At 66.6% G+C, this 24,629-nt stretch carries 26 protein-coding genes; 17 read left to right on the top strand and 9 right to left on the bottom strand.

Translation table 11 applies throughout. The features are described from left to right. Nucleotides 1–81 precede the first annotated feature (81 nt). The 4 genes from narI (at nucleotide 82) to ACFWPH_RS10425 (ending at nucleotide 2,589) form a co-directional block, all read left to right on the top strand. Entirely contained in the window at nucleotides 82–846 is a 765-nt protein-coding gene (gene narI / locus ACFWPH_RS10440; RefSeq protein WP_378749660.1) for a respiratory nitrate reductase subunit gamma, read from the top strand. Between the two features lie 53 nt (nucleotides 847–899). Continuing rightward, nucleotides 900–1,133 carry a ribbon-helix-helix protein, CopG family gene (locus tag ACFWPH_RS10435; protein ID WP_378749658.1) on the top strand — a complete coding sequence of 78 codons (234 nt, stop codon included), beginning with the start codon at nucleotides 900–902 and terminating at the stop codon, nucleotides 1,131–1,133. Nucleotides 1,134–1,144: 11 nt separating this feature from the next. Continuing rightward, complete coding sequence (locus ACFWPH_RS10430; protein ID WP_378749656.1) at nucleotides 1,145–1,594, top strand: PIN domain-containing protein; 450 nt, start codon at nucleotides 1,145–1,147, stop codon at nucleotides 1,592–1,594. A gap of 68 nt (nucleotides 1,595–1,662) precedes the next feature. Then, on the top strand, nucleotides 1,663–2,589 hold the full coding sequence (locus tag ACFWPH_RS10425; RefSeq protein WP_378749654.1) for a DMT family transporter: 927 nt from the start codon (nucleotides 1,663–1,665) through the stop codon (nucleotides 2,587–2,589). Nucleotides 2,590–2,648: 59 nt separating this feature from the next. Here ACFWPH_RS10425 and ACFWPH_RS10420 read toward each other — a convergent pair whose 3' ends face one another. The 3 genes from ACFWPH_RS10420 to ACFWPH_RS10410 all read right to left on the bottom strand — a co-directional run bounded on the left by ACFWPH_RS10420 (nucleotide 2,649) and on the right by ACFWPH_RS10410 (nucleotide 4,147). Then, a complete protein-coding gene (locus ACFWPH_RS10420; RefSeq protein ID WP_378749652.1) occupies nucleotides 2,649–3,107 on the bottom strand; it encodes a DinB family protein in 459 nt (152 codons plus the stop codon). Between the two features lie 114 nt (nucleotides 3,108–3,221). Beyond that, complete coding sequence (locus ACFWPH_RS10415; RefSeq protein WP_378749650.1) at nucleotides 3,222–3,668, bottom strand: nitroreductase family deazaflavin-dependent oxidoreductase; 447 nt, start codon at nucleotides 3,666–3,668, stop codon at nucleotides 3,222–3,224. 257 nt (nucleotides 3,669–3,925) lie between these two features. Continuing rightward, nucleotides 3,926–4,147: a hypothetical protein gene (locus tag ACFWPH_RS10410; RefSeq protein WP_378749648.1), complete on the bottom strand. Its 222-nt coding sequence runs from the start codon at nucleotides 4,145–4,147 to the stop codon at nucleotides 3,926–3,928. Nucleotides 4,148–4,450: 303 nt separating this feature from the next. On the opposite strand from ACFWPH_RS10410, the gene ACFWPH_RS10405 reads away from it, so the two are divergent. The 4 genes from ACFWPH_RS10405 to ACFWPH_RS10390 all read left to right on the top strand — a co-directional run bounded on the left by ACFWPH_RS10405 (nucleotide 4,451) and on the right by ACFWPH_RS10390 (nucleotide 8,603). Next, the gene (locus tag ACFWPH_RS10405; protein WP_378749646.1) at nucleotides 4,451–5,311 is read left to right on the top strand and encodes a DUF5919 domain-containing protein; all 861 of its coding nucleotides are present in this window, start codon (nucleotides 4,451–4,453) and stop codon (nucleotides 5,309–5,311) included. Then, nucleotides 5,308–6,108 carry an inositol monophosphatase family protein gene (locus tag ACFWPH_RS10400; RefSeq protein ID WP_378749644.1) on the top strand — a complete coding sequence of 267 codons (801 nt, stop codon included), beginning with the start codon at nucleotides 5,308–5,310 and terminating at the stop codon, nucleotides 6,106–6,108. Before ACFWPH_RS10405 ends, ACFWPH_RS10400 begins: the two co-directional genes overlap by 4 nt. Nucleotides 6,109–6,214: 106 nt before the next feature. After that, a complete protein-coding gene (locus tag ACFWPH_RS10395) occupies nucleotides 6,215–7,330 on the top strand; it encodes a Fic family protein (protein WP_378749642.1) in 1,116 nt (371 codons plus the stop codon). A gap of 106 nt (nucleotides 7,331–7,436) precedes the next feature. Next, a complete protein-coding gene (locus tag ACFWPH_RS10390) occupies nucleotides 7,437–8,603 on the top strand; it encodes a thiolase family protein (RefSeq protein ID WP_378749640.1) in 1,167 nt (388 codons plus the stop codon). A 120-nt stretch (nucleotides 8,604–8,723) separates the two neighbouring features. On the opposite strand, the gene ACFWPH_RS10385 is transcribed toward ACFWPH_RS10390, so the two are convergent. Further along, nucleotides 8,724–9,272, bottom strand: a complete 549-nt coding sequence (locus ACFWPH_RS10385) for a C40 family peptidase (RefSeq protein WP_378749638.1) — start codon at nucleotides 9,270–9,272, stop codon at nucleotides 8,724–8,726. Nucleotides 9,273–9,519: 247 nt separating this feature from the next. Then, complete coding sequence (locus tag ACFWPH_RS10380; RefSeq protein ID WP_378749636.1) at nucleotides 9,520–10,101, bottom strand: helix-turn-helix domain-containing protein; 582 nt, start codon at nucleotides 10,099–10,101, stop codon at nucleotides 9,520–9,522. Nucleotides 10,102–10,192: 91 nt separating this feature from the next. On the opposite strand from ACFWPH_RS10380, the gene ACFWPH_RS10375 reads away from it, so the two are divergent. The 7 genes from ACFWPH_RS10375 to ACFWPH_RS10345 all read left to right on the top strand — a co-directional run bounded on the left by ACFWPH_RS10375 (nucleotide 10,193) and on the right by ACFWPH_RS10345 (nucleotide 17,605). Beyond that, nucleotides 10,193–10,804 carry a class I SAM-dependent methyltransferase gene (locus ACFWPH_RS10375; RefSeq protein ID WP_378749634.1) on the top strand — a complete coding sequence of 204 codons (612 nt, stop codon included), beginning with the start codon at nucleotides 10,193–10,195 and terminating at the stop codon, nucleotides 10,802–10,804. Between the two features lie 142 nt (nucleotides 10,805–10,946). Then, nucleotides 10,947–13,421, top strand: coding sequence for a CocE/NonD family hydrolase (locus ACFWPH_RS10370; RefSeq protein ID WP_378749632.1), 2,475 nt, complete (start codon nucleotides 10,947–10,949; stop codon nucleotides 13,419–13,421). Nucleotides 13,422–13,952: 531 nt separating this feature from the next. Then, nucleotides 13,953–14,957, top strand: a complete 1,005-nt coding sequence (locus ACFWPH_RS10365; RefSeq protein WP_378749630.1) for an adenylate/guanylate cyclase domain-containing protein — start codon at nucleotides 13,953–13,955, stop codon at nucleotides 14,955–14,957. A gap of 136 nt (nucleotides 14,958–15,093) precedes the next feature. Next, nucleotides 15,094–15,381 (top strand): DUF1330 domain-containing protein, encoded by a 288-nt coding sequence (locus tag ACFWPH_RS10360; RefSeq protein ID WP_280415283.1) that lies wholly within the window; start codon nucleotides 15,094–15,096, stop codon nucleotides 15,379–15,381. Nucleotides 15,382–15,522: 141 nt separating this feature from the next. Continuing rightward, a complete protein-coding gene (locus ACFWPH_RS10355) occupies nucleotides 15,523–16,461 on the top strand; it encodes an aldose 1-epimerase family protein (RefSeq protein WP_378749627.1) in 939 nt (312 codons plus the stop codon). Nucleotides 16,462–16,699: 238 nt separating this feature from the next. Then, nucleotides 16,700–17,248, top strand: coding sequence for a hypothetical protein (locus ACFWPH_RS10350; RefSeq protein ID WP_378749625.1), 549 nt, complete (start codon nucleotides 16,700–16,702; stop codon nucleotides 17,246–17,248). Nucleotides 17,249–17,326: 78 nt separating this feature from the next. Then, entirely contained in the window at nucleotides 17,327–17,605 is a 279-nt protein-coding gene (locus ACFWPH_RS10345) for a hypothetical protein (RefSeq protein ID WP_378749623.1), read from the top strand. Nucleotides 17,606–17,644: 39 nt separating this feature from the next. Here the strand turns inward: ACFWPH_RS10345 and ACFWPH_RS10340 are convergent, their stop codons facing one another. Continuing rightward, nucleotides 17,645–18,301 carry a class I SAM-dependent methyltransferase gene (locus tag ACFWPH_RS10340; protein WP_378749621.1) on the bottom strand — a complete coding sequence of 219 codons (657 nt, stop codon included), beginning with the start codon at nucleotides 18,299–18,301 and terminating at the stop codon, nucleotides 17,645–17,647. Between the two features lie 60 nt (nucleotides 18,302–18,361). On the opposite strand from ACFWPH_RS10340, the gene ACFWPH_RS10335 reads away from it, so the two are divergent. Continuing rightward, nucleotides 18,362–18,796, top strand: coding sequence for a MerR family transcriptional regulator (locus ACFWPH_RS10335; protein WP_378749619.1), 435 nt, complete (start codon nucleotides 18,362–18,364; stop codon nucleotides 18,794–18,796). Nucleotides 18,797–19,024: 228 nt separating this feature from the next. Here the strand turns inward: ACFWPH_RS10335 and ACFWPH_RS10330 are convergent, their stop codons facing one another. From ACFWPH_RS10330 to ACFWPH_RS10320, 3 genes are all read right to left on the bottom strand, one after another. Then, nucleotides 19,025–19,657: a hypothetical protein gene (locus ACFWPH_RS10330; protein WP_378749617.1), complete on the bottom strand. Its 633-nt coding sequence runs from the start codon at nucleotides 19,655–19,657 to the stop codon at nucleotides 19,025–19,027. Between the two features lie 76 nt (nucleotides 19,658–19,733). After that, complete coding sequence (locus tag ACFWPH_RS10325) at nucleotides 19,734–20,960, bottom strand: cytochrome P450 (protein ID WP_378749615.1); 1,227 nt, start codon at nucleotides 20,958–20,960, stop codon at nucleotides 19,734–19,736. Nucleotides 20,961–20,993: 33 nt separating this feature from the next. Beyond that, nucleotides 20,994–21,251: a ferredoxin gene (locus tag ACFWPH_RS10320; protein ID WP_378749613.1), complete on the bottom strand. Its 258-nt coding sequence runs from the start codon at nucleotides 21,249–21,251 to the stop codon at nucleotides 20,994–20,996. A gap of 151 nt (nucleotides 21,252–21,402) precedes the next feature. Between ACFWPH_RS10320 and ACFWPH_RS10315 the strand changes: the two genes are divergently transcribed. Further along, complete coding sequence (locus tag ACFWPH_RS10315) at nucleotides 21,403–24,618, top strand: BTAD domain-containing putative transcriptional regulator (RefSeq protein WP_378749611.1); 3,216 nt, start codon at nucleotides 21,403–21,405, stop codon at nucleotides 24,616–24,618. Nucleotides 24,619–24,629 lie beyond the last annotated feature (11 nt).

Below are 24,629 nucleotides of genomic sequence, written 5' to 3'. Positions count from 1 at the left end.
CGCCGCCCCGGCAGCCCATGTAACCGGGCCCCGACCCCACGCCGCCGCCAGTGGCGACGCCGAACTCACGGAGGTGCGTCGATGAATACGACCTACTACGCCGCGGCGGCCGAGCAGCTCACCACGATCGACATCCTCCTGTGGGTAGCCCTGCCCTACGCCTCCATCGCGATCTTCCTGGTCGGCCACTACTGGCGTTACCGCTACGACAAGTTCGGCTGGACCACCCGTTCGTCGCAGCTCTACGAGAACCGCCTACTCCGACTGGGCAGCCCCCTGTTCCATTTCGGAATCCTGCTGGTGATCCTCGGCCATATCGTCGGCCTGCTCATCCCCGAAGGCTGGACCGAAGCCGTCGGTATCAGCGAACCCGTCTACCACGCGCTGTCCGTCGGCCTCGGCGTCCTCGCCGGCGCCGCCACCCTGATCGGCGCCGCCATCCTCATCTACCGCCGCCGCACCACGGGCCCGGTATTCTCCGCGACCACCCGCAACGACAAGATCATGTACGTCTTGCTCATCGGCACTCTCGTACTCGGCTTCGGCACCACGGTCATCAGCAACGCCATCGGTCAACCCCACGACTACCGCCAGACCGTCTCCCCTTGGTTCCGCTCCGTACTCTCCTTCCGCCCCGACACCGACCTGATCCTCGCCGCCCCCCTCGGCTTCCAACTCCACGTCATAGCCGCCTGGATCCTGTTCGCCTTCTGGCCGTTCACCCGCCTCGTACACGTCTTCTCGATGCCTATCGGCTATTTGACCAGGCCATATATCGTCTACCGGAGTCGAGATGTGGAATTGGGGTCGCGGCGCGAGCGGCGAGGGTGGGAGCGGATTCAGTAGGCGCTGTTCTTGGGCTCTTGCCGGAGGCTCCGCACATATGACACCATACGCATATGTCTCTGAAGCGCACTATGGTGTACGCCGACGCCGAGGACCTGGCGACGATCAAGGAAGCGGCAGCGCGCACTCAGATCAGTGAGGCCGAAATCATTCGAGAAGGCATTCACCTGGCAGCCATGCGAGTGCGCCGGCGCTCCGAACCGCTACGTCTGCGTCGATTCGCGAGCGGTGATCCCACGCTGGCCGAGCGTGTCGAGGAGATTCTCGCCGATGACGACACAGAATGACCCGCTCTGCAATGCCGGTCGGCACGGGCATCATCATCGCAGACACATCGGGGCTGATCGCGGCCTTCGATACATCCTCGCCAGACAGTGACGGGGCCTTTGCGGCCCTCGGCTCGGCTGGGCTCGTCGTGCTGTCGCCGCTGGTGCTGGCAGAACTCGACCATGTGGGTCGTCGCGCTCTCGGGCAGCGGCACGCTATCTCGATGATCGAGGATATCGCCGCCGAAGCGCGTCGGGGAGCATTCGAGATCGCCACAGTCACAACCGACGTCCTCGATCAGGCGAACGCCGTGCGCACCCTGTATCCGGCATTGGGACTCGACCTCGCCGACGCCGTCAGCGTCGCGCTGGCTGCCGAATACGAAACGAATTCGGTACTCACTCTCGACCGCCGTGACTTTCGGGCGCTCACACCATTGACCTGCCACCAGGCGTTCCGGCTGCTACCTGACGACCTTTGATCTCGAGACCGGCGAACCCTGCCGGATATTGATTGGCGTGCCGACTATCGCTCGGCGAAGCTGCAAGCGTGACCAGGCCAGTGAAAGTGGTGCGAGTACCCGGCCGTGCCAGGGCGGTCGAGCTGAGCCTGCTCTCCTGGGTGTTGTTCGCGAGTTCCGGTCCGCTGGCCGCCGCGGTGATGGTAGAGGGCTGGTCACCGGCGGCGGTGACTTCGGTGCGCATCGGGTCGGCCGCCGTGTTGCAGGTTCTGGTGGTCGCATTGTGGCGGCCACGGGCACTTCGGTTCGGTCGCGGCGATATCTGGCTTCTGCTCGGCTATGGGTCGCTTGGCGTCGCAGGAGTGCAGTTGTTGTTCTTCGTGGCTGTTGCCCGAGTTCCGGTGGGCGTGGCGATGGTGCTGGTCAACCTGGCACCTGCCCTGGTCGCACTGTGGATACGGGTCGTACGCGGAACACAGTTGCCCGGGCCGGTGTGGGTGGGAATCGGACTGGCGCTGGCGGGTTTGGTCCTGATCGCGCAGGTTTGGCATGGTGCCCGGCTGGATCCTGTCGGTATTGCGGCAGGCCTGGGCGCGGCGGCCTGCTCGGCCGGGTTCTTCCTGCTCGGCGAGCACGGCGCGCGCCGGCACGATCCGTTCGGAATGACCGCGGTCGGGTTGGTGATCGGCGCTGTGGTGATGGTCGCCGTCGTGCCGCCGTGGACGTTGCCTTTCGATCGGCTGACGCTGTCTACTGTGCTGGGCGGTTTGGACTTTCCCGCCTGGGTGGTGCTGCTGGTCCTGGCCGTGGCAGGCACCGTGCTGCCGTACCTGGCCGGGTTGCGGGCGTTACGAGATCTGCCCGCGCCCCTCGCCGGTGTGCTGGCCATGGTGGAACCACTCGTCGCGACTGTGCTGGCCTGGCTGTTGCTCGGGCAAGCGCTGCGACCGGCGCAAATGGCCGGTGCGGCGATATTGCTCGTCGGCGCGGTAGTGGTGCAACGTGCGATGCCGTAGAACGTCTCTCGGTTAGCGGAGGCCGGCAGCGAACCGCGGCTGCTTCCGCCGGTCTTGGTCTACCCGGTCGCCGATATCTGCTCGACCAGAATGTCGGCATGCCCCGCGTGCCGGGCGAGTTCCTCGATCATGTGTGCACAGATCCAGGAGAACGTCACTGCGCCACGTCGGTAGTGAACGAAAACATCGTCGTCCGCCGCAGTTCGCGCAATCTCCCGGGACCGAGCGGCCGCAGCCCGGTATTCGGCGATCACCTGGGCCAGGGTTTGTTCCGCCGGGACCGCCCAACTCGCGTCGTCGCCGCGGGCGTAGCCATCACACTGGGACTCGGTGAGGCCGCCGACGGTGCGCTGGAACCAGATGCGCTCGGCGGCGGCGCAATGTTTGACCAGTCCGATCGGTGTGGTCAGCGAGGGGACCAACCGCAGGCGGCTCTGTTCGTCGGTGAGCGAGTCCACCGCTCGGATCAGTGCTTCACGGTTGGAGTCCAGAACTTCTTGCCATTCCCTTCGCGCCACTCGAGTGAGGCTACGCGCAGCAGTACCGGTTCCGAGATGGCGTTCCGGTGGGCCCGATGGCGCCGGCGAACAGATGATGATCGGCGACGCCGAATGGGCCGGGGGAGAACGCGCTCAACCGCCCACGAGCGGGCCGAGGGTGCCGACCAGCACACTGCGGCCCGGCATTCCGGCCGCCCGCATCACGGCCGGTAGCTCATCGGAATCGGCGGGTAACACCTGTGGAGCGGTCAATAGATAGCGTTTACCACGGTGAACAACTCCGCCCGCGCCCGCGGCCTGGATATTGCGCACCCAGTCCGATTCCGTTCCGTAGTTGAGTGGAACGGTGATGGCACCGGATTCGATGAACGCCAGAACCGGTGTGCGGTAGGGCTTACCGGACTTTCGGCCCTTGTGTTCGAGGACCGCCATGTACGGCAGATACGGGGCCCAGAGCCGTTGGACGGGATTCGTGACGTACCGATTGATCCGAGCGAGTGCCCGCATCCGCTTCGGACCCGCCGCAGCCGCGATACGCGCCACTGCTCTGGCGACGGTAGCGGCGAACCTGTCCCGCATCTGACTGACCCCCGTGCTCGGATTGTGTCCCCGACCATGCTCCGCGCCGCTCGGAGTTGTCAACGGTCGGCGAGCTCGGATGATCGCCGAGCGAGGACCGAGTGAATGATAATGGCAATTCCCGGAGCGCGAGGACCTATCCGATCGTGATGGATCGGATAGGTTGTCTTCCGGCCGGTCTTCCCGAGGTGGCAGAGCCAGGATGGTTGTAAGGCATACCAATCCGATCACCAACGCAATCAACCGAAGATCCCAGATCATCGAGGGCCGCCCTCTGTCACGGGATCGGGCCAGCGGTAGCCATGCGGATAGACCTGCATAGGAGTAATGAGAACGGCCAGTTCGGTGATCAAACTGCGAATCTTCTCGGCATGCTCGAACCCCGGCACTACGACTGCGTCGGCTTCGTACTCATGAAGGTGTTGTGCAACCACAAGCCCTGAGATCACCGGCCCGGTGTCGGCGACGACTGTGTACACGATCCGGTAACCATGCCGCCCAGCGAGCACTGATAGGTCGAGCTCACTTTCCCTCAGGTCCCGCCGTACATAGCCGATAGCCCTCGACTGTCGCCGCATACTGACTCCCGTTCAGGTTCTGTCCTGGCCTTATTGGCTGGCACCCGCCGTCGAGGAAGGAAGTGTTCGACCCGGCGGCGGGGCCGAAATCGAGAATCTCGGGAAGCGTTGTATCTTCGCGCCGCTGCCGGTGTCTCGACTGGTGCGCGGTGGTATCTTCTAGGTCTCTTCTTCTCTGTGATCGTGTAATCCTGGGGATGGAACATGGCGACGGTTTTGAAAGCGCTGCTGCAGCAACGTCATATCCAAACGCCGTCGGCGTTCAACAGGGAGTACGACCGACATGCGATGAAGATCGATTCCACACTTGTCGGCGCCGGACCGAAGAAGGCGCAGTTCTACCGGTGGTTATCGGGGGAGATCACGGGATTGCCGTACCCTCATCACTGTCGCGTTCTGCAGTCGATGTTCCCGGACAGGACTGTCGATGAGCTGTTCAGGCAGCATGATGCCGAGGGCGGGGCGGCTTCGACCGAGCGGGCTCGATCGAGTGTGCTGCCGCCTGCGCGGCAATGTCTTTCCGGCACTGCTGATGTCGACTCTGTTTTCCCGAGCCGGATCGCCTTCACTCAGGCGATGTCGCCGCAGCAGTTGTTCGGAGGCGCGAGAACGATCGACATCGTCGGCATCTCTCTGAACTTGCTGTGTCAGCAGTACTCCGACCGTGAAATTGCCCAACTCCTCGTATCCGGTACGGCGATGAGGTGCCTGTTCTTGGATCCCGAAGGGGAGGAGGTCTCGCGGCGTGAGGCGGAGGAGGGCCAGGCGCCGGGCGCATTGTCAGGTCTGACTGCGTTGAACATAGGAGTACTGCAGCGGATCTGCGACAATGCTCGCCCTGGGAGCACGTGCTCACTGCAGATTCGGACCTACGACGAAACTGCCCGGTTCAATATCGTTGTTGTCGACTCGGCACTCTGTGTCGTCCAGCCTTACCTGCCGCTGGTTCGTGGACTCGAATCGCCCACCTTGGTCGCACGCAAGTCCGAGGCCGTAGGGATCTTCGATACCTTTGCCGGTGTCTTCGATGGGATATGGGCTCGAGGAAAGGAGCTCGGTTCGTGACCGAACTCGCCGGATTGCTGTCTGTTGCCCGCAAGGCTGTTGCGGAGGGTGCGGATCTGTTGTCGCGGGCGGTTCCAGGGAAGGTACACGCCAAGAGCGACCGTGACTTCGTTACTGAGCTGGACCTGGAGATACAGCGGACAGTTCAGCGGTACTTGCATGCTGCTACCCCGGGGATCGGATTTCTCGGCGAAGAATCGGATAGCGATGCAGCCGCCGGCCCGGAAGCTGAGCAGGTGTGGATCCTGGACCCCATCGACGGCACATCCAACTTCATACACGGTCTTCCGCTCTGCGCAGTTTCGCTGGCTCTCGTCCGCGACGGGCAGCCGAGGGTCGGTGTAATCCACGCACCTTTTCTCGGGGCCGAGTACTATGCCGCCGAGGGCGTCGGCGCATTCGCTGACGGCGTGCGGTTGTCGGCGGGTGCGGCGCGACAGCTTCGCGAGGCCGTTGTCTCGATCGGCGATTACGCAGTTGGCCCCGACGCTGCTGTCGCGAACCACAACCGATTCGCTCTCACTCGAAAGCTTGCAGAATCCGTTGAACGAATCAGAATGTTCGGCTCGGCCGCGCTCGATTTGGCGTGGGTGGCCGAAGGCCGGACGGATGGGTGTCTCATCTTGTCGAACAAGCCGTGGGATATGGCGGCAGGCGTCGTGATCGCGCGCGAGAGCGGCGCAGTCGTGCTGGACTCCGACGGAACGGAGCACAGCGTCCGTGCACGTCACACGATTGCCGCAAACCCAGTGCTCGCTCGGGAGCTGGTGCGTTCGGTAGCCGCGTCGCTCGGCTGAGCTCGGCGGACTTTCAGCAGGTCACGGCGTTGACGTAATGATTGCGTCATTATATTGTTCATTGGTGTTGTATCCCACTCCGGCACTCGCCGGTAGCGATGAGCGTGTGTTGTCCGAGGTCGACGGCATGCGCGAGGAATTGCGGCACCAGTTACAGAAAGCGCCGGGCAAATGGGCGGGTGGGCTGCGCAAGTTCCTCACGGCGGATGCTGTGGCGGCGTCGAATTCCATCGAAGGGTTCAAGGTCGCCACCATTGATGTCGAGGACTTGATGGCCGGTGAGCGTGATGTGGATGTTTCCGACGAGGATCGGGCGGAAACGCTCGCCTACGAGCAGATGATGACCTACATCCAAACGCTTCGCGATGTCGAGGACTTCAGTTTCAGCAAGGGTCTGTTCAACGCTCTGCATTGGATGTTGCAGGGGCATCGCTATTCCACGCGAAAGCCGGTGGGGCAGTGGCGCCGTGGGCCGGTGTATGTCACCGATGCACGAGATCCGAGTATCGCCGCGTACACAGCGCCGGAGGCTCCCGCGGTTCCCGGGTTGATGGCCGAGCTGGTGGAGTGGTTGAACGCCGACGATGGCACACATGCGCTGGTGCGCGCTGCGATGGCACATCTGCATCTGGTGTCGATTCATCCCTGGGCCGATGGGAACGGCCGGATGTCACGGTCGTTGCAAACGCTGATGATCGCGCGCGAGGGGGTGCTTGTGCCTGAGTTCTCGTCGATCGAGGCATGGCTCGGCCGGCCGGGAAATACCTGGGAGTACTACCAGGTGCTCGGTCGGCGCGGCAATGAATACCGGCCGGAACAGGATGTATCGGAGTGGGTCCGGTTCAATCTGACCGCCTATCACCAGCAGGCGCAGACCGTGCGGGCGCGGTTTGTGCGCTCCGGCCGGGTGTGGGAGCGGTTGTCGGAGTTCGCCCGCGTGGAGTCGCTCGATGAACGTCTGGTGACCGCCCTGCACGATGTGGCGATATCGGGACGGGTACGGCGGAGTCGCTACGAGCGGAATGAGAACCTCAACCTCCAGCAAGCTCAGCGCGATCTGCGTGAGCTGGCGCGCAGGGAGATTTTGGAACCGATGGGGCGCACCCGTGCTCGTATATATGTCGCCGGTCCGCAGTTTCCGGAGACTGTCCTCGAGATTGCCCGTACGCCGACGTCGCTGACCGACCCGTACGCAATTGGCGCTGACGGCCGCTCGGTGTAGGTGTCGGCCCGGGATCCACTCTGGCTCACCGGTGCGAATCCGTGTTAACTTAATGGTGAACGGTCACTAACTTGGGCGACCGTGCCGAGCAGGTCAGGAGGGGCCCATGCAGTCCGCCGTCATCGTCGATGTGGTTCGCACGCCGTCCGGTAAAGGCAAGATGGGCGGGGGTTTGTCGGGGGTGCATCCGGCGACCCTGCTGGCCGGTGTGCTGGAGAAGCTGATCCGGCGCAACGACCTCGATCCGGCGCTGGTCGACGATGTGGTGGGCGGGTGCGTCACCCAGAGCGGTGAGCAGGCGTTCAATATTTCGCGGACTGCCGTGCTGGCGGCGGGGTTCCCCGAATCGGTGCCGGCGACGACCGTGGACCGGCAGTGCGGGTCCAGTCAGCAGGCGGCGCATTTCGCGGCGCAAGGCGTGATGTCGGGGGCCTATGACATCGCCATCGCCTGTGGTGTGGAGTCGATGAGCCGGGTGCCCATGTTCTCCAACGCGCAGGGTCAGGACGCCAACCGCGGGCCGATCGCGCACCGGTATCCGGAGGGGCTGGTGCAGCAGGGGATCGCGGCCGAGATCCTGGCCGCGCGGTGGAAACTGGACCGTTCGACCCTCGACGACTTCGCGGCGCGTTCGCATCGGCTGGCGGCCGAAACCGCGGCGGCCGGCGGATTCGACCGGGAACTGGTGGCCGCCGGTGAGCTCACCGCGGACGAAACCATCCGGGCGGGGTCCACTCCGGAGAAGCTGGCGGGGCTGAAACCGGCGTTCGCCGACGAGCAGTACACGCAGCGGTTCCCGGAGATCACCTGGTCGATCACCCCGGGTAACTCCTCGCCGCTCACCGATGGCGCCTCGGCGGCGTTGATCATGAGTGAGCAGATGGCGGCGAAACTGGGCCTGACCCCGCGGGCTCGGTTCCATTCGTTCGCGGTACTCGGCGACGACCCGCTGCTCATGCTGACCGCGCCCGTGCCGGCGTCGAAGAAGGCTCTGGACCGGGCGGGTCTGACGATCGACGATATCGACGCCTACGAGGTGAACGAGGCTTTCGCCCCGGTGCCGCTGGTGTGGCAGCACGAACTGCGCGCCGACCCGGAGAAGCTGAACCCGCGCGGCGGCGCGATCGCGCTGGGGCATCCGCTGGGAGCCTCGGGGGTGCGGATCCTGGCCACCATGGTCAATCACCTCGAACAGACCGGTGGTCGCTATGGGCTGCAGACCATGTGCGAAGCGGGTGGACTGGCGAACGCCACCATCATCGAACGGCTCTGATACCGGACGGACCGCCACCTCCCGGCCGTACACCTGGAGGGGCGGTCCATCGGTGCGCCGTGGGCCCGGGCTGTGGTTCGGGCTTGCCGCCGGAGAAGGGGCCACGACGCGGCCGCGGGGTCAGTAGCGGCGAGCTCCGACCACGGGCGAATACGACATCGGCGAAATCTCCACGGTGGTGGTCGCGGCGTGGATGACCTGGCCGTCACCGGCGTAGAGGGCGGAATGTCCGCCGCCGCTGTAGGAGATCACATCACCGACGCGTAGCTGGTCGAGCGGGACCGGTGTGCCGGCGGAGAGCTGGGACCAGCTGGTGCGTGGGACGTCCACGCCCGCCTGCTGGTACGCCCATTTGACCAGTCCGGAGCAGTCGAAGGTGTTGGGTCCGGTGCCGCCGGAGACGTACGGGGCGCCGAGTTTGCTGCGCGCCGCCTGGATTGCCAGATCGCCGGGGGCGGGGGCGAATCGCGGCGCCGGTTCCGGGGTGGCGATACCGGGAATCCCGGCCGGTAGCGGAATATGATCGGGAACTTCGAAAACACCGAGACCGGGCACTGTAACCGGCCGGGCTTCGGCGGGTGCGGCGGTGCAGAGAACGGAACCTGCCGCCGCCGCGGCGAGAACGGCCATGACGGCCACGCGTTTTCGGACTAGCGGTACTGACTCCATAATTGCGGTCCTCCGTGCTCAGGTCGAGAGCCGGTGGATCGCAAAAACTTTCACCGCCGATTACGCGGCGAGGAATTCACCGACTACTCGAACAGCGTTGGAAATACACCACAGCTATATGTCGGTCCTGCAAACCCGGGGAGTCATGTTTCGCCGTCCGCCGCGCAGACTTCGGAAACGACACGGACAAGTTGGCTAACGGAACGGTAACGGTTCGCATCGGTCCAGCGTATGAGGTGTATCGGATTCACGACGGGCGATACCGCGCCTTGATGTGGAACCGTTCGCCCTGTGGTCCGAAGAGGCTCAGATATTCGACGGGGTGTTCGTCGGCATTGCCGAACCAGTGCGGGAGATGGGTATCGAATTCGGCGACCTCACCGGGAGTGAGCACCATATCCCGGTCGCCGAGGATCAGGCGCATCTTGCCGTTGAGGACGTAGAGCCAGTGATAACCCTCATGGGTGTGGAGGTCGGGTTCGGCCCAGGCCCGGCCGGACAGGATCTGCTTGTAGGCCTGCAGGCCGCCGGGTTTTCGGGTGAGGGGGATCAGGGTCTGGCCGTGCCGGGTGATCGGGCGGATATTGACCCGGGGGTCGCCGGTTTCCGGCGCGGCGACCAGTTCGTCCAGCGGGACGCGATGCGCCTTGGCCAGCGGTAGCAGTAGTTCGAGGCTGGGTTTGCGCTGGCCCGATTCCAGGCGCGACAGCGTGCTCACCGGTATGCCGGTGAGTTCGGACAGCGCGGCCAGGGTGGTGCCGTTGCGTCGCCGCAGCTCACGCAGCCGCGGGCCGATTGCGTCGATGACATCGCCGAACTCCGGATCCATGCCTCTATTGCAGTTATGGCAAATTTATTTGTCAAGATGCCGCTGCCTCCGGATGCTGGATAACAAGCCCCGAGCAGATCAGGAGATACGCATGGACCAGCAGTTCTGGGACGATATGTACGGCGAGACCGAGCAGAGATTCAGCGGTCTGCCGAATGACGCCCTTGTCGCGGAGGTGACGGGGATGGCACCCGGTCAGGCACTCGACCTCGGCAGCGGTGAGGGAGCCGACGCCTACTGGCTGGCCGAACGCGGCTGGCAGGTCACCGCCGTGGATATTTCGAAGGTAGCGATCGAACGCGCATCGGCCGGGCATCCGGAGATCTCCTGGCGGCAGGCCGACATCACCGTCACACCGCTGCCGGCCCGCTCGTTCGATCTGGTGTCGGCGCACTACTTCCCGATCGGACACGAACCCGGCCACGCCACCGTGCGCGGTCTGCTGGAGTCGGTCGCGCCGGGCGGAACGCTGCTGTTCGTAGCCCACGATCCGGCCGAATTCCCTGAGCCGGACGAACATGTGCACGAGCAGGAAAGGCATGGGCCCCGGTTCGACCCCTACGCCTACTACCTGCCCGCCGATATCCTCGGCCTGCTCGACGACCAGTGGACGGTGCAGGTGGACGAACGACGCGACCGCAACCGCCCCGCCGCCGGCCATCAGATCAAGGACCTCGTCCTCCGGTTGCAGCGCGCGAACTGAGGCCGCGGCGGCCTGCGCCGGAATATCGCCACCCCCACCCGGATCCGATACCGCGCGTCGGTACACGCTGCGACGAGAGCTGATTGCTATCGTCGGCGGCATCTGTGCGCGGAAACCGGAACCATGAGGTGGAGGGTTGTTCATGCGGCTGTACCGGATCCACGGGTTCGCGGCCGCAGTGGCGATCACCGTCGTCGCCCTCGCCGTGATCCTGGTGATAGCGCAGGCCGCCCGGCACCCGGTCAGCCGGGACACCGAGCCCGCCGCCTCCCCGGCCGAACTCGCACAGCAGTGGACCGGCACCCACGACGGCCCGCAGCCCTACCCCGAAGTGCATATCGACAAGGACGTGCACATCACCATGAGCGACGGGGTGGTGCTGAAAGCCGATGTGTACCGACCCGCCCACGCGGGTGACCGGGTGGAGACCGAACCGCTGCCCACCATCGTCACGATGACGCCGTACTCGAAAATGATGTCCGCACTCATCGATTCGGCGATGAACAACCCCGAGGCGCAGCGGTTCACCATGGACCTGGTGAACCGGATCAACCTGTCCGGCACACCGATCAGCGGTTTCGAGGATCTGCTGCACGCCCTCGACGGCGGCACCGTCGCCACGGTGCTCGGACTCGACAGAAAACTGGTGCACGCCGGATACACCGTGGTCTCGGTGGATGTACGCGGTACCGGGCAGTCGCAGGGCCTGTGGGACACCCTCGGTGCGCGCGAACAACTCGACACCCGCGAGGTGATCGAATGGTCGGCGGCGCAACCGTGGTCGAACGGGCGGGTCGCGATGAGCGGCGGCTCCTACTCCGGCATCAATCAATTGCGCGCCGCCGAGAACGCTCCGGAACCGTTGCAGGCCATCTTCCCGGTGGAGCCCGGCAGCGATCTCATGCGCGATGTGGTGGCGCCCGGCGGCGGTGTCGGCGTGACCTTCCTGCCGCTGTGGCTCAACCAGGTGAATCAGGCCAAACTCATGCCGGATGTGCAGTCGATGCTCAACGGCACCTTCGACTGGCAGTGGCTCGCCGACCGGCTGGCCGATCCCGCCACCAACTACGACCTGCTCGCTCAGTCACTGCTCACGCCGTCGTTGAACAAGATGCCCCCCACGCTGGCCGCGGCGCTGGACGAGGACAGCCCGTTCCGGCAGGGCATCATGGGCGATCCGTCGAAGATCACCGTCCCCACCTTCGTCTACGGCGGCTGGCACGATATTTTCGCCAACAGCGCCACCACCCTCTACAACGACATCCCGCTCCCGCCCGGGCAGAAACAACTCGTCGTCGGCGACACCTACCACGCCAACCCGGGCGCCGGGACCGGGCGGCCCGGCGCACCACCGCGGCTGGACGTTCTGCAGCGTGCGTGGTTCGACCACTGGCTCAAAGACATCGACAACGGCATCGCCGACTACGGGCCGGTGATCGTCTGGGAACAGGGCGGTGGCTGGGTTTTCCTCGACCAGTTCCCGCAGCCCGGAATGGCGCACCGGCGGGTGTATCTGTCGGGTGCACCCAGCGGTACCAGCGCGGAAAGCGTGCACGACGGATCGCTGATCGGTCAGCCGGGGGACAAGGCCCAGCTCACGGTGGCGCCGGGGCTCGCCACATTCTGTTCGCGGGATATGGCGCAGGGGTCGGCCGGCATCGGCGCGGTATTCGACGCCTGCGCCAAAGATTCCCGGATCGCCGAACGTGGTGCGCTCACCTTCACCAGCGCCGAGGTTACCGAACGGACCGTCATCTCCGGCCCGATCAACGTGCATCTCAACACGGTGCACGACGCCGCCGACGGCTACTGGAGCGTCACGGTGAACGACGTCTCGCCCGACGGCACCTCGACCGTGCTGAGTACCGGCCAGCTCACCGCCTCACTACGCGCGATCGACGACGCCCGCAGCACCCGCTCACCCAACGGCGACCTCACCGCCCCGTTCAACCCGATCACCCTGGACAGTGTGCAACCGGTGCCGCCGGGCGAGCCGGTCGCGCTGGATATCGGGGTGATCCCGACCCAGGCGGTGCTCGAACCCGGCCACCGCCTCCGCCTCGATGTATTCGCCGCCAACGCCCCCAAAGCGCTGGCGTTCCGGCCGATGCTCAACGACACCGAACTCAAACCCCAGCATCTCGCGCTGGACCCGGCCACCCCGAGCTTCATCAATCTCCCCACCGACCGCCCACTTCCCGACGCCTCGCGTCCATCCGCGGTTCCGCAACCCGCGGTGGCTCCGGCGGCCCCAACCACGCCGAGTACGTCTACCGCCCCGCCCGGGCAGGCGGCGCCCCCCGCACGCCCGGAACGTGCGCCGGAGTCGACGGGAGCGCCGGTTGCGCCGGCCGCTCCTACCGCGCCGGAACTTCCGGCACCGACCGCGGGCCGGCCCGAACCCGGCGTCCCGCGACCGGCTGCCCCGTCGGTGGAACCGCCCGGGACCGCCGGAGTTCCGCGCGCCGAGAGCACGCAACCCCAGCCGCCGGCGGTACGCAACGTCCCGCCCCCTGCTCCCGTGGGACCGGGCCCGGAACCCACCCTCCCGCCGACCCGGTCGCCCGCACCGATTCCGGAGTACACCTCACCGCGATCCGCGACATCGCAGCCGTAGCATCTACCTGGCACCCATCGCGCGCCGCAATCGGTCGGGTCCGCCATCGCCGGGACGGTCTCACCCCTGGACTATCATCGACCACCGTCCGATAGCCCGGCGCGCTTGTAGCGGTCGCCGCCGCCCCCTTCACTCGGCGCCGCGATATTCACCTGCGGCCCGGTCGCCGGGGCTGTCCTGTATCCCCGACCCGCGAGTTCGGCCGGGCCGCTATCACCCGGGACGGCATCGTCCCGGGACCACCACCGGCGTCTGATCGTGTGGTGCTGCGACTACCCGGCGCCACCGTTGGCCCGCGCAACCGGGGCTCGGCTGTACTATCGCGCGGCGCCACTGTCGCGCGGTGTATCGCCGGCGTCCGGTGGCGGTGGTTCGCGCGTTTGCCACGGTCGCCGCTGCCTCCTTACTCGACGTCGCGACACCTCACCCGTCGCCCGTGGTGGCCGGTGCCCACAGGCGGCATGACGCAGATCACCGGTCTATCTGCCCGGTTTGCCCGCCTGGGCGCCGGTGGGTCGTAATGTGGCGCGCATGGGGTCGCAGGAGAGGTCCGAACTGGTTCGGTCGGCGGCGGAGACGAGCCTGCTCGCCGGCAGCCGGCGGTACAACCGCCTGGAGGTGGCGGAGAAGGCCGGGGTGACACCCGAGCTGGCGCGCCGGTTGTGGGTATCGCTGGGTTTCCCGGCCAGCGAGGACGACAGCGCGCCCGATTACACCGATTCCGATATCGCGGCTATCCACCGGTTCCGGGAGGTCGAGGTGCTGTCCGCGGCCGGTTCCCGGCAGCAGGCCGCGACCGCGCGGACCATCGGGCAGGCCATGGCGCGGCTGGCCGAATGGCAGGTCGACCTGGTACTCGAGGAGATCGACCGGCGGGTCGCGGCCGCCGGCCCCGGAGCAGACCCCGACGAGATCACCCGCAATGCCACCGCGGAAACGGTGGAACTGATGGAGAGCCTGCTGTCCTATGCCTGGCGGCGCCACCTTGATGCGGCGCTCGTCCGGCATCTGGAGGAGACCGGGCCGACTCAGGATTCCACCCGGACGCTGGCCGTCGGGTTCGCCGATATGGTCGGCTACACCCGGCTGACCCGGCATCTGCATCCCGACGAGCTGTCCACGCTGCTGGAGGCGTTCGAATCCACCACCACGGCCGCGATCACCGAGAACGGTGGCTGGGTGATCAAGAATGTCGGGGACGAGGTGATGTACGCGGCCGAATCCCCGCTGATCGCCGCCCGGATCGCGCTGGAGATCCAGGAATCCACCATGACCGTAGGTACCACTCCGGAACTGCGGGTAGCGATCTCCTACGGGCCTGTGCTGCAACGTTTCGGCGACCTGTACGGGTCGGTGGTGAATATGGCGGCTCGGCTCACCGGCGTTGCCCGCCCGGGCACGATCCTCGTCGACGACGGCGCGGCAGCGGAGCTGGAGGGGGAGACAGAGTTCAGCATCCGGCATCTGCGCAGCGTCCGGGTCCGAGGTTTCAACCGGCTGCGTCCGCATCTGCTCCGGCGTAACGGTAAATCCTGAACCGGCTGCCCGTATCGCGGTCGAGAGCATTGCGGCCGGTTTCAGCATATGAGATTCCCTCATTCGGAAATCACGTTTTGAGTATGGTCGTCGGGGAGCCGAAAGTGTCCGGCTCGTGTGAGTGAGGAGTTCCGGGATGGCCAAGGGCTATGTCATCGTGACCGAGTCGATCAAGGATCCGGCGGGGATGGCCGAATACGGTAAGGCAGCCGCAAAGGCGATGGCCAACGGTGTGAAAGTCCTGGCGGTCGATACGAAACCGCAGGTCCTCGAAGGGGAGTGGCCTGCCACCCAGACCGTGGTGCTGGAGTTCGAATCCCCGGAGGCCGCCCGTGCGTGGTACGAATCCGAGGAATACCAGGCCGCGATTCCGCTGCGGCAGGCGGCGGCCGATTGCAATGCGGTGATCGTCAACGGCCTGTAGCGCCGGAGCGTGGCCCGGGCCGGTGAATCGCACCGGCATCCGGGCCGGGTCCGCTCGCCGGGCCGGCGGTCTCCGCCGGAGCGCCGGGACTCACCCGTTCGAACGCGGCTGTCCGGCGGGCCCGGAACATACCCTGGTGGCGTGACCGCACCCGAACCCAGTCCGACCGGCCGCTCGCTTGTACTGGTAGCCGGGGATGTCCGCGCCGAAATCGGTACGGTGGCCGCCGTATTGCGCGGCCTCACCGTCGGCGGTATCGCCGTGACCGAACAGCTTCCCGCCGGTGCCGCACCGCCGATGGCCGCCGGTATCGTGCTGGCGCCGTGGCCGAATCGGGTACGTGACGCGGTCTGGATGCTCGACGGGCGGCCGCAGCAACTGGATATCACCGAGGTCGCGCGGTCGAACGCGATCCACGGACTGCTGCGTAACACCGATTACGAAGTGCGGGCACAGGCACCGGATTCGGTGACGCTGGGCGCGCTGATACCGCCCCAGCACGGTTGGCCGTTCCTGCTGGATACGTGGGTGCGTTACGAGTTGCGTACCGACGGATTGACGGTGACCCACGGAGTGATCAATCATTCGCACCGGTCGGCGCCGTATGCGGTGGGTGCCCATCCGTATTTCCGGGTCGGCGCGGTACCGGTGGAGGAATTGGTACTCACCGTCGCCGCGACCAGCTATTACGAGGTCGACGGCCGGATGAATCCGGTCGCGGAGCATCCCGTCGAGGGGACCCCGCACGATCTGCGGGCGGGGGCCGCACTGGCGGGCCTGACGCTCGATACGCCTTTCGGTGGGGTGGTTGCGGGTGTCGCTGCCCGGCTCACCGCGCCGGACGGGGCGCAAGTAGAACTTCTCGTCGACGCCGGCTGGCGCTACCTCCAGGTGTTCACCGCGAAGGAATTCCCGCGACCGGCAGGAACCGGGCTCGCAGTGGCGCTGGAACCTATGACTGCGGCTCCCGATGCGCTGAATTCGGGGGACGGTTTGCGCGTTCTGGAGCCAGGGGAGGGCTGGGAGGGTCATTGGACGGTCCGGTATGTGCCCGGCCGCGGTGGAACGGATCCCGACTGAACGGCCGATGCACCGGCGACGGTTGTTCGCAAGCAACCAATTGTTTGTTGAAACCATTATCGCAAAGCATGATTCGGTTTCAACGCAATAGTGCGAACACTCCTTCTCGATCGCCCGGAACTGGCTAACCTGTATCCGGCAATCCGCCAGGGGAGCCGGCGAGTGGGCGCCGGCCACGGAATATGTCCGGGGGGCTGATCTCTCAGCGGCATCGCCCGGGGGACGAAAGGGGACCGGCATGGGCAACACCGACGAACTGGGGCCGTTCCCGAGCAGCCGGATCATCTCGTCGGTATTCACCCGTGCGGCCGAATTCGATCGGTCCGCCGCCGCGGAAATCGGCTGCTCGATGCTCGAATCGCTGGCGGGCCTCGTGGTGGCTCATCGCCGGATGGCCGCCACGCGACCGGACTGGGAAGAAATCGTGTTGCCCTGGGGGCACCCCGGGGATCTGCCGGGGCCATCGGAAACCGGCTCCGATACCGACCCTTTCGCCTGCGCCTGCGACGAAGTGCAGCGCCATATGCTGTCGCTGGATCTCGAAGCCCGCCGTATCCTCGGGCCACCGCGACCCGATGCGGTGCCGCATCGCGAAGGGCTCGGCGCGGTATTCGGCCGGATGGCGCATCTGTACACGATCAGTTTCGACTACTTCGTGCTCGACGGCCCCGAAGGGCCGAACCGCCGGCGGCTCGTCGGTGAATACATCGGCTACGAGGCCCTCGCGCGGGATTTGGTCGCCGGGCGAAAATGCCTACCTGCCTTGTCCGAACGCCCTGCCTCCTGAACGCCGGTCCGGGACCGGACGGCTCTATCCTCGACAGCAGCGGGTTCGGACGGATCCGCGCGCAGGCAGGGGAACGGAATGGATGTCGAGGGCGCCCGTCGGTTCGCGGGTGCAATATGGCGGCGCCCGGATCTATCCGGGCCGCAGCGGCTTGCCGCCGTCAAAGCGGACGCACATGCCCGCGGTAAGGAGCCCTTCGACCTGGAGCGGCTGGAAGCATTGTGTGATACCAGCCATGAGGGCCGGATGGACCCGGTGCAGTGGCGGTGGCGCCGCTTCGAGTTGGTGTACTACAGCCATCCGGAAATGATGACGATCGAAGACCTGGCCGCGCACGTGATGCTCGCCCAGGGCTGAATGGGCTGAGCTTCGTGCCCGAAGGGCGCCGATCGATCACTACCGCCTGTCGTCGCGCGAATCCTGCCCTGCCGCGCCGGCCGGCGGTTTGAACGCCAGCACCTGGACCGTGGTGCTCGGACCGTGATGGTATTTTCCCTCGCTGATCTCGCGATCCACTTCCCGGCAGTGTTCCAGCCGTAGTCCGGGGAGAGCGCGGCGTAGTTCGGCCGGGGTCGGCAGTGCGTCCGCGACCGGTGGTCCGCCGACGCCGGGGCGGTCCAGGTGGCGCGGGGTATAGGCCTCGAGGACGAAGACGCCGCCCGGCCGGAGGGCGCGCGCACAGGCAGCGTGCAGCGCCGGGCGGGCCGCCGACGGCATATGCGCCCAGATGGAGATGATCCCGGACCAGTGGGTATCACCGAAGTCGTAGGTGGTGAGGTCGGCGACGACGGTATCGAGCGTGACCCCCTGCCGGGCCGCCAGTTTCCGGGCGTTGGCCAGTCCCACCTCGGACAGGTCCACCGCCGTGACCGGATGGCCGCGGCCCGCCAGGTACACGGCGTTACGTCCCTCGCCTTCGGCCAGGCACAGCACCGGCCCGGCGGGGATCCGATCCGCGACTTCGCGCAGGTAGTCGTTGGGTTCGGTGCCGTACGACGCGAACGGTTCGGTATAGCGCTCGTTCCACAGTTCGGCCGGTGTCCGGATATCCATCTGTCTCTCCTCGGTGGCGATATCTTGACGACACAGCCCACTGTGCAAGTTAATGTGAACATGAAGTCAAGCCCGTCCGGCGGCGCGAACTACTCGATCGGTGAGATCGCCGGCTACTTCGACCTGGCGCCACATGTACTCCGGCACTGGGAATCCGTCGGTCTGCTCACCCCGGCTGCGCGTGTCGGTGGCAGGCGCCGCTACACCCGGGCGCATCTCGCCCGGGTCGCGATGATTCTGCGCAGCAAGGAGATCGGTTTGAGCCTGACGCAGATCCGCGACCTGCTCGACGCCTGTGACGGTCGTGGGCGCCGAAGCATCCTGCAGACGCAGCTGAGTGCTCTCGACGAGCAGATCCAGCGGATCCAGACCTCGAAACAGCTGATCACCCACGTACTCACGTGCCGGCACGAGGACTTCACCGAATGCCCCCGATTCCAGGAGGAGATCGTCGCGGCCGTCGCCGGCGTTTCCGCGGACCACGCCGAACCGTAGCCGCGCAGGGCTCCACGACCGGGGTAGGCATCGACGGCCGGAGCGGCCGAGGGAAGGGGCGCGTTGGCCGAAGTCCAACTCCACGGGGTCCCGGCCACCTCGCGACGATGAATGGGGCCTCGCACCACGCCGGCCGGTTGGGACAGCGATCAGCCCCGGTCGACCGAGGTGAGGTCGACCGGGACTGGTTCGCCGGTTCGGCTGTGCAGGTCCGTGCGCTGCGTCGGCTCAGGCGGCTGTGGCGTGCCGGATGGCGATATTCCCGTAGGAATTCCGGGCGTACACGCGCACGGTTTCCTCTTCGGACTGCGGGCGGTCGGCCGGTCCCATCTGGTTGTGCACGGCGTTGACCTCCAACCGGACCGCGCTGCCGGGGCTGATCCCGATCTCCAGTTCCCCCATGGACGTTTCCAGCCGCAGCTCGCCGCGGATGGCTTCGCCGATCCGGATATCGCCCTTGGCGACTTTCGCGGTCACCGAATCACCGGCGCGTTCGACGGTGATATCGCCGGCGGCGATTTCGAGGTCGCATCGGCCGAGTTCGCCGCTCGCCGCGATCCGGCCGACTCCGGCGGTGCTCTTCAGCTGGGAACCGGCCGGCACCTCGAGGGTCACCGCAATGGTCGGATTACCGCCGAACGGGGTGTGGGTGCGCCAGTCCTTCGGAGTTCTCACCGTCAGGACGCCGCCGGTGAAATCGACCCGGGTCTGCTCGGCGGCGCGGATATCGCCTTTCTTGGATTCGTCGGCCGGCCCGATATCGACAACGGTGTCGGTGCGGTCGGTGGCGTGCACGAGGACGTCGGCGGACAGCACCTCGACGGCGACGGCGATCGGGTCCGGGGTCTGGAAGGTAGGCATGGCGGTACTCCTCTGGGGTGTGGTGGCTCGGTGAACGGGCGGCGGACTTGCGGGGCCTGCCTTGCCGCCGACGGGACTATCGGGACGTTTCGGTCCAGGTGACCGGCAGTTCATGGACGCCGTAGATGTTCATATCGGTCCGCAGTTTCACCTCGCTCGCGGGAACGGCGAGGGCGAGTGTGGGGAAGCGGCGGACCAGTGCCGCGAAACCGGCACGCATCTCGACCCGGGCCAGTTGCTGGCCCAGGCACTGGTGCACGCCGTGGCCGAAGGACACCAGTCCGCGGGCCGTACGGTGGATATCGAGGGCATCGGGGTCGTCGAAACGCCGCGGGTCGCGGTTGGCGGCGAGCAGCGAGACGACGACGGTCGACCCCGCGGGGATCGTTTCGCCGCCGAGTTCGAGATCCTCGGTGGCGTAGCGGTAGAAGATATCGGCGACCGCCAGGTACCGCAGGAGTTCCTCGACGGCACCGGGCACCAGATCGGGGTCGGCACGCAGTCCGGCCAGCTGATCGGGATGCTCCAGCAGCGCGAACGTGCCGAGGGCCAGCATATTGGCGGTGGTTTCGTGGCCGGCGAGCAACAGCAGGAACGAGATCCCGGTCAGTTCCTCGATGCTCAGGTCCTCGTCGCGGGCCAGGTCGGAGAGGATATCGTCGCCCGGGTCGGCGCGTTTGGCGGTGACCAGTTCACCCAGGTACGCCATCATCGCGCCGTAGGCCGCCATCTTCTCCTCGATCGGCTGCTGCCGGAGCATGAACTTGGCGGAGTTGGCTTGGAAACCCGTCCGGTCGGTGTAAGGGACGCCGAGCATTTCGCAGATCACCAGGGAGGGCAGCGGTAGCGCGAACTCCGCGACAAGATCGACCGGCGGGGTCAGCAGCGCCATCTCGTCCAGTTGTCGTTCGGCGATATCGATGATGTGTTCTTCGAGCTGCTTCATCCGTTTGACGGTGAACGCGCTGATGAGCTTGCGGCGCAACCGCGTGTGGCCGGGCGGGTCCATCGCGATGAACATGCCCGGGATCTGCGGGGACGGTTCGGTCTGGGCAGGCATATCGGGGTCGGCGTCCAGCGCGTGCAGTACGCCGATGTCCTGGCGCGAACTGAACCGGGTATCGGCCAGCACCTGCCGGACGGCGTCGTAACCGGTGACGAACCAGCCCTCGTGCCCGTCGGGGAAGATCATCGGGCTGACCGGGCGCACCTCGCGCAGCTCGGTGATTTCACGGGGCGGGTCGAAGGGGCCGGCATTGCGTTCGGTGGGCAGGCCGTGCGGTACGGGGACTGTGCGGGTCATCGGGTTTCCTGTTCGTCCGGTGTGGCTGTTCGGTCAGTGGGCGAGGAGGGTGATCGCGCCGGCGGGGCACATCTGGGCGGCCTCTCGGACGGCCGCCTCCTGGTCGGTGGTGGGTGCGGTGGTCAGCGCGACCACCCGGCCGTCCGCGTCGTCCTGGTCGAAAACTGCGGCGGCGGTCAGTACACACATCCCGGCGCCGATGCAGCGCTCGCGATCGACCCGGAGTTCGCTCGGTGCGCGCCCGCTGCGGTGCGAGTTCTTCCGTGGTTCGGAAGGTGCTGTGCTGTTCATGTGAGTACTGTCGCGGGCCCGGCTGATACCGCCCTGACACCCGCCTGATACGCCCGCTGATGCGACACCCAGCGCTATTCCCTTCACGAACGGTCCACCCCGTGACCAGGGTCCAACAGAACTCCACCCGCCGGGCAGGCAGAATGACCGAGTGCAGATCGTGTTGCTGGGAGCACTGGAGATCCGGGAAGAAGACGGCGGGTCGATAGAGGTTCCGGGCGCCCGGTTGCGGGCGTTGCTGATCGCGCTCGCGCTCGAGCCCGGCCGAGTGGTATCGAAACCGGCGCTGGTCGACTGGATCTGGGGTGAACGACCGCCGACCGACGCAGCCAACGCCTTGCAGGCACTGGTTTCCCGGTTGCGCAGGCTGCTGCCTGAGGGGGCGCTCAACGGCGAGGCCGGCGGTTACCGGCTGGTGGTGGAACCCGGCGCCGTCGACGCCGTCCGGTTCGAACAGCTGCTCGACCGGGCGCGCGGTGGTAGCGACGCACACCGCGCCGGGTTGCTCCGTCAGGCGCTCGAGCTATGGCGGGGAGCGCCGATGCAGGGTGTCGAGGCGCGCGACAGCGCGGCCGTCGATGCCGTGATCACCCGGTTCGAGGGGCTGCATGCCGCCGCGCTCGAGGATTTGTACGAAGCGGAGATCAACCTCGGTCTCGGCGCACAGCTCGTGCCCGAACTGACCGAGCTGGTGGCCCGGAACCCGGTGCGGGAGCGGCTGGTCGCCGCGTTGATGCGCGCCCTCGGCGCCGCGGGGCGTGGTTCCGAGGCGCTGCTCGTGTACCAGAACGCCCGCGAAGCTCTTGCCGATACGTTGGGCGTGGACCCCTCACCCGAGCTCTCCGCGCTGCATGTGGCGCTGTTGCGCGGCGAAGTGGGTGCCCAGCAGACCGCCGAGCGCCGCACGAACCTGCGCGCCGAACTGACCGGATACATCGGCAAATTCGCCGATATCGCCGCCGTCCGCGACCTCATCGCGAATCATCGCCTCACCACGTTGACCGGGCCCGGTGGTTCCGGGAAAACACGGCTCGCCGGCGAAACGGCGCAGACCCTGCTCGACGACCTGCCGGACGGTGCCTGGCTGGTGGAGTTGGCGGCGGTCGGTTCGAGCGGTGATGTGGCTCAGTCGGCGCTCGCCGCGATCGGACTGCGCGATGCGCTGCTCGGCACTGCCGTGCACACCGAACCGGTGGACCGGCTGATCGCGGCGGTCCGCGACCGCGAAACCCTGTTGATCCTGGACAACTGCGAGCATGTGATCGAATCCGTGGCCGCGTTCGCGCACCGGGTGCTGGGGGAATGCCCGCGGTTGCGGATCCTCGCGACCAGCCGCGAACCGCTGGGCATCACGGGTGAGGCGCTGTGGCAGGTCGAACCGCTGGCCTTGCCCGTCGCGGACGCCGATCCCGCGGCGATAGAATCCTCCCCGGCCGTGCAGTTGCTGCGGGACCGGGCTCGCGCGGTGCGCAAGGATCTCACTGCCGATCCCCGCACGCTCGCGACCATGGCCCGCGTCTGCCGGGCGCTGGACGGAATACCGCTGGCGATCGAACTGGCCGCCGCCCGGCTGCGCACCCTCTCTCCGGATCAGCTCGCCGAACGCCTCGACGACCGGTTCCGCCTGCTCACCGGTGGTAGTCGTACCGCGATTCCACAGCATCGGACACTGCGCGCGGTGGTCGACTGGAGCTGGGAGTTGCTCAGTGAAGCCGAACGGGCGGTGTTGCGCCGGCTCGCGGTATTCGCCGGGGGCGCGAGCTTGGAAGCGGCCGAGCAGGTCTGTGCGGATTCCGGCGACGGGCAGCCGGTGGTGGTCGACCGGTTGGAGGTGCTCGATCTGCTCACCACGCTGACCGAGAAATCGCTACTGCTCACGGCGGAACGAGCAGTAGCGGGCGACGCACCCGGCAGCGGGCCGGTGGTGCCGAGTGCTGCGGGAGAGCGCCAGCCCCGTTTCCGGATGCTCGAGACGATCCGGCAGTACGCGCACGAACGGCTCCTGGAGTCAGGGGAAGCCGAGGCGGTGCGCCGGTCGCATCTCGCCTGCTTCACCGGTCTCGCCGATACCGCGGAACCGCATCTGCGGCGTGCTGAGCAATTGGAATGGCTCGCTGTACTGGAAGCCGAACACGACAATATTTCGACGGCGATGCGCACGGCGCTCGCGGCGGGCGATACGACCGGGGCGCTGCGGCTCGCCGGGGCGGCAGGCTGGTACTGGTGGCTGGGCGGGCACAAAGCCGAAGGTCAGGAGCTGCTCACGGCGGTCGCCGACCAACCCGCCGATATCGACGATGCGACCCGCGCACTGGTGTATGGGCTGGTTACGCATTTCCTGAGCTCCGGCCGCAATGACGCGGTCCAGGTGGGGGAGTGGATTCGCAAAGCCCACCGGTTCAGCCGGAATATCCGGGCCGGCCATCCCACGCTCGCGTTCATCGATGCGCTGGAAGCCATGTTGCAGGGGCCGGCGGCGCTACCGACCGCGTTCGAACCGCTGCTCACCGATGACGACCCCTGGGTGCGCGCGCTGTCCCGTTTGCAGATGGGCAAGATGCGGATCGTGGTCGGGCAGGACGGGCCGGAGGTGGACGCCTACCTCGAAGGGGCGCTCGCCGAGTTCCGGGCGTTAGGGGAGCGGTGGGGGATCTCGTTCGCGCTGACCGAGCTGGCGAACCGGCGTGCCACCCGTGGCGAATTCGTCTCGGCCTGCGAACTCTACGAGGAGAGCATCGCCGTGGTCGCCGAGATAGGTTCGGCCGAGGATATCGTGGCGTTGCTGTCGCGTCAGGCCCAGTTGTATTGGCTGGCGGGCGATCCCGAGGCCGGTGCGGCCGCCGTGGCCGAAGCGCAGCGCCGCGCGAATCGGGTGGTCTGGCCGTTCGCGCTGGCCGAACTCGCCCTGGCCAGGGCGGAGCTGTTCCGCTGGAGCGGTGATACCGAGCAGGCCCTCGAACAGATCGATATCGCGACAACCGTATCGGGTGGCGAAGCCGAGATGCCGCAGTTCGCGGCGGCCGTCCACACCCTGCGCGGCTACCTCGGCGCCGATCTCGAGCAGGCGCGCGAACATCATGCCGCGGCCTTCCGGGCGGCAACCGAGGCCGGTCATTCGCTACTGGTCGCCCAGGTGCTCGTCGGGATCGCGGATTGGGCGCTGCGCGCGGGCCGCGATGCCGAGGCCGCGCGATTGCTCGCCGTGAGCGCGGTGGTCTACGGTGTGCCCGATCGCTCCCAACCGGACGCGGCCCGCATCGAACAGACAGTGCGAGATCGCCTCGGTGAAGCGGAGTTCACCGAGGCGATGCGGGAAGGTTCGGAAGCGGACTGGCGGGAGCTGGCCACCACCGCGCTCACTCGCTGACGGCGACGGCC

It is taken from the genome of Nocardia sp. NPDC058499, assembly GCF_042719915.1.
Classification (GTDB): domain Bacteria; phylum Actinomycetota; class Actinomycetes; order Mycobacteriales; family Mycobacteriaceae; genus Nocardia.
The sequence above is the reverse complement of the archived record's forward strand: the minus strand, read 5'-3'. Positions and strand labels throughout refer to the sequence as shown.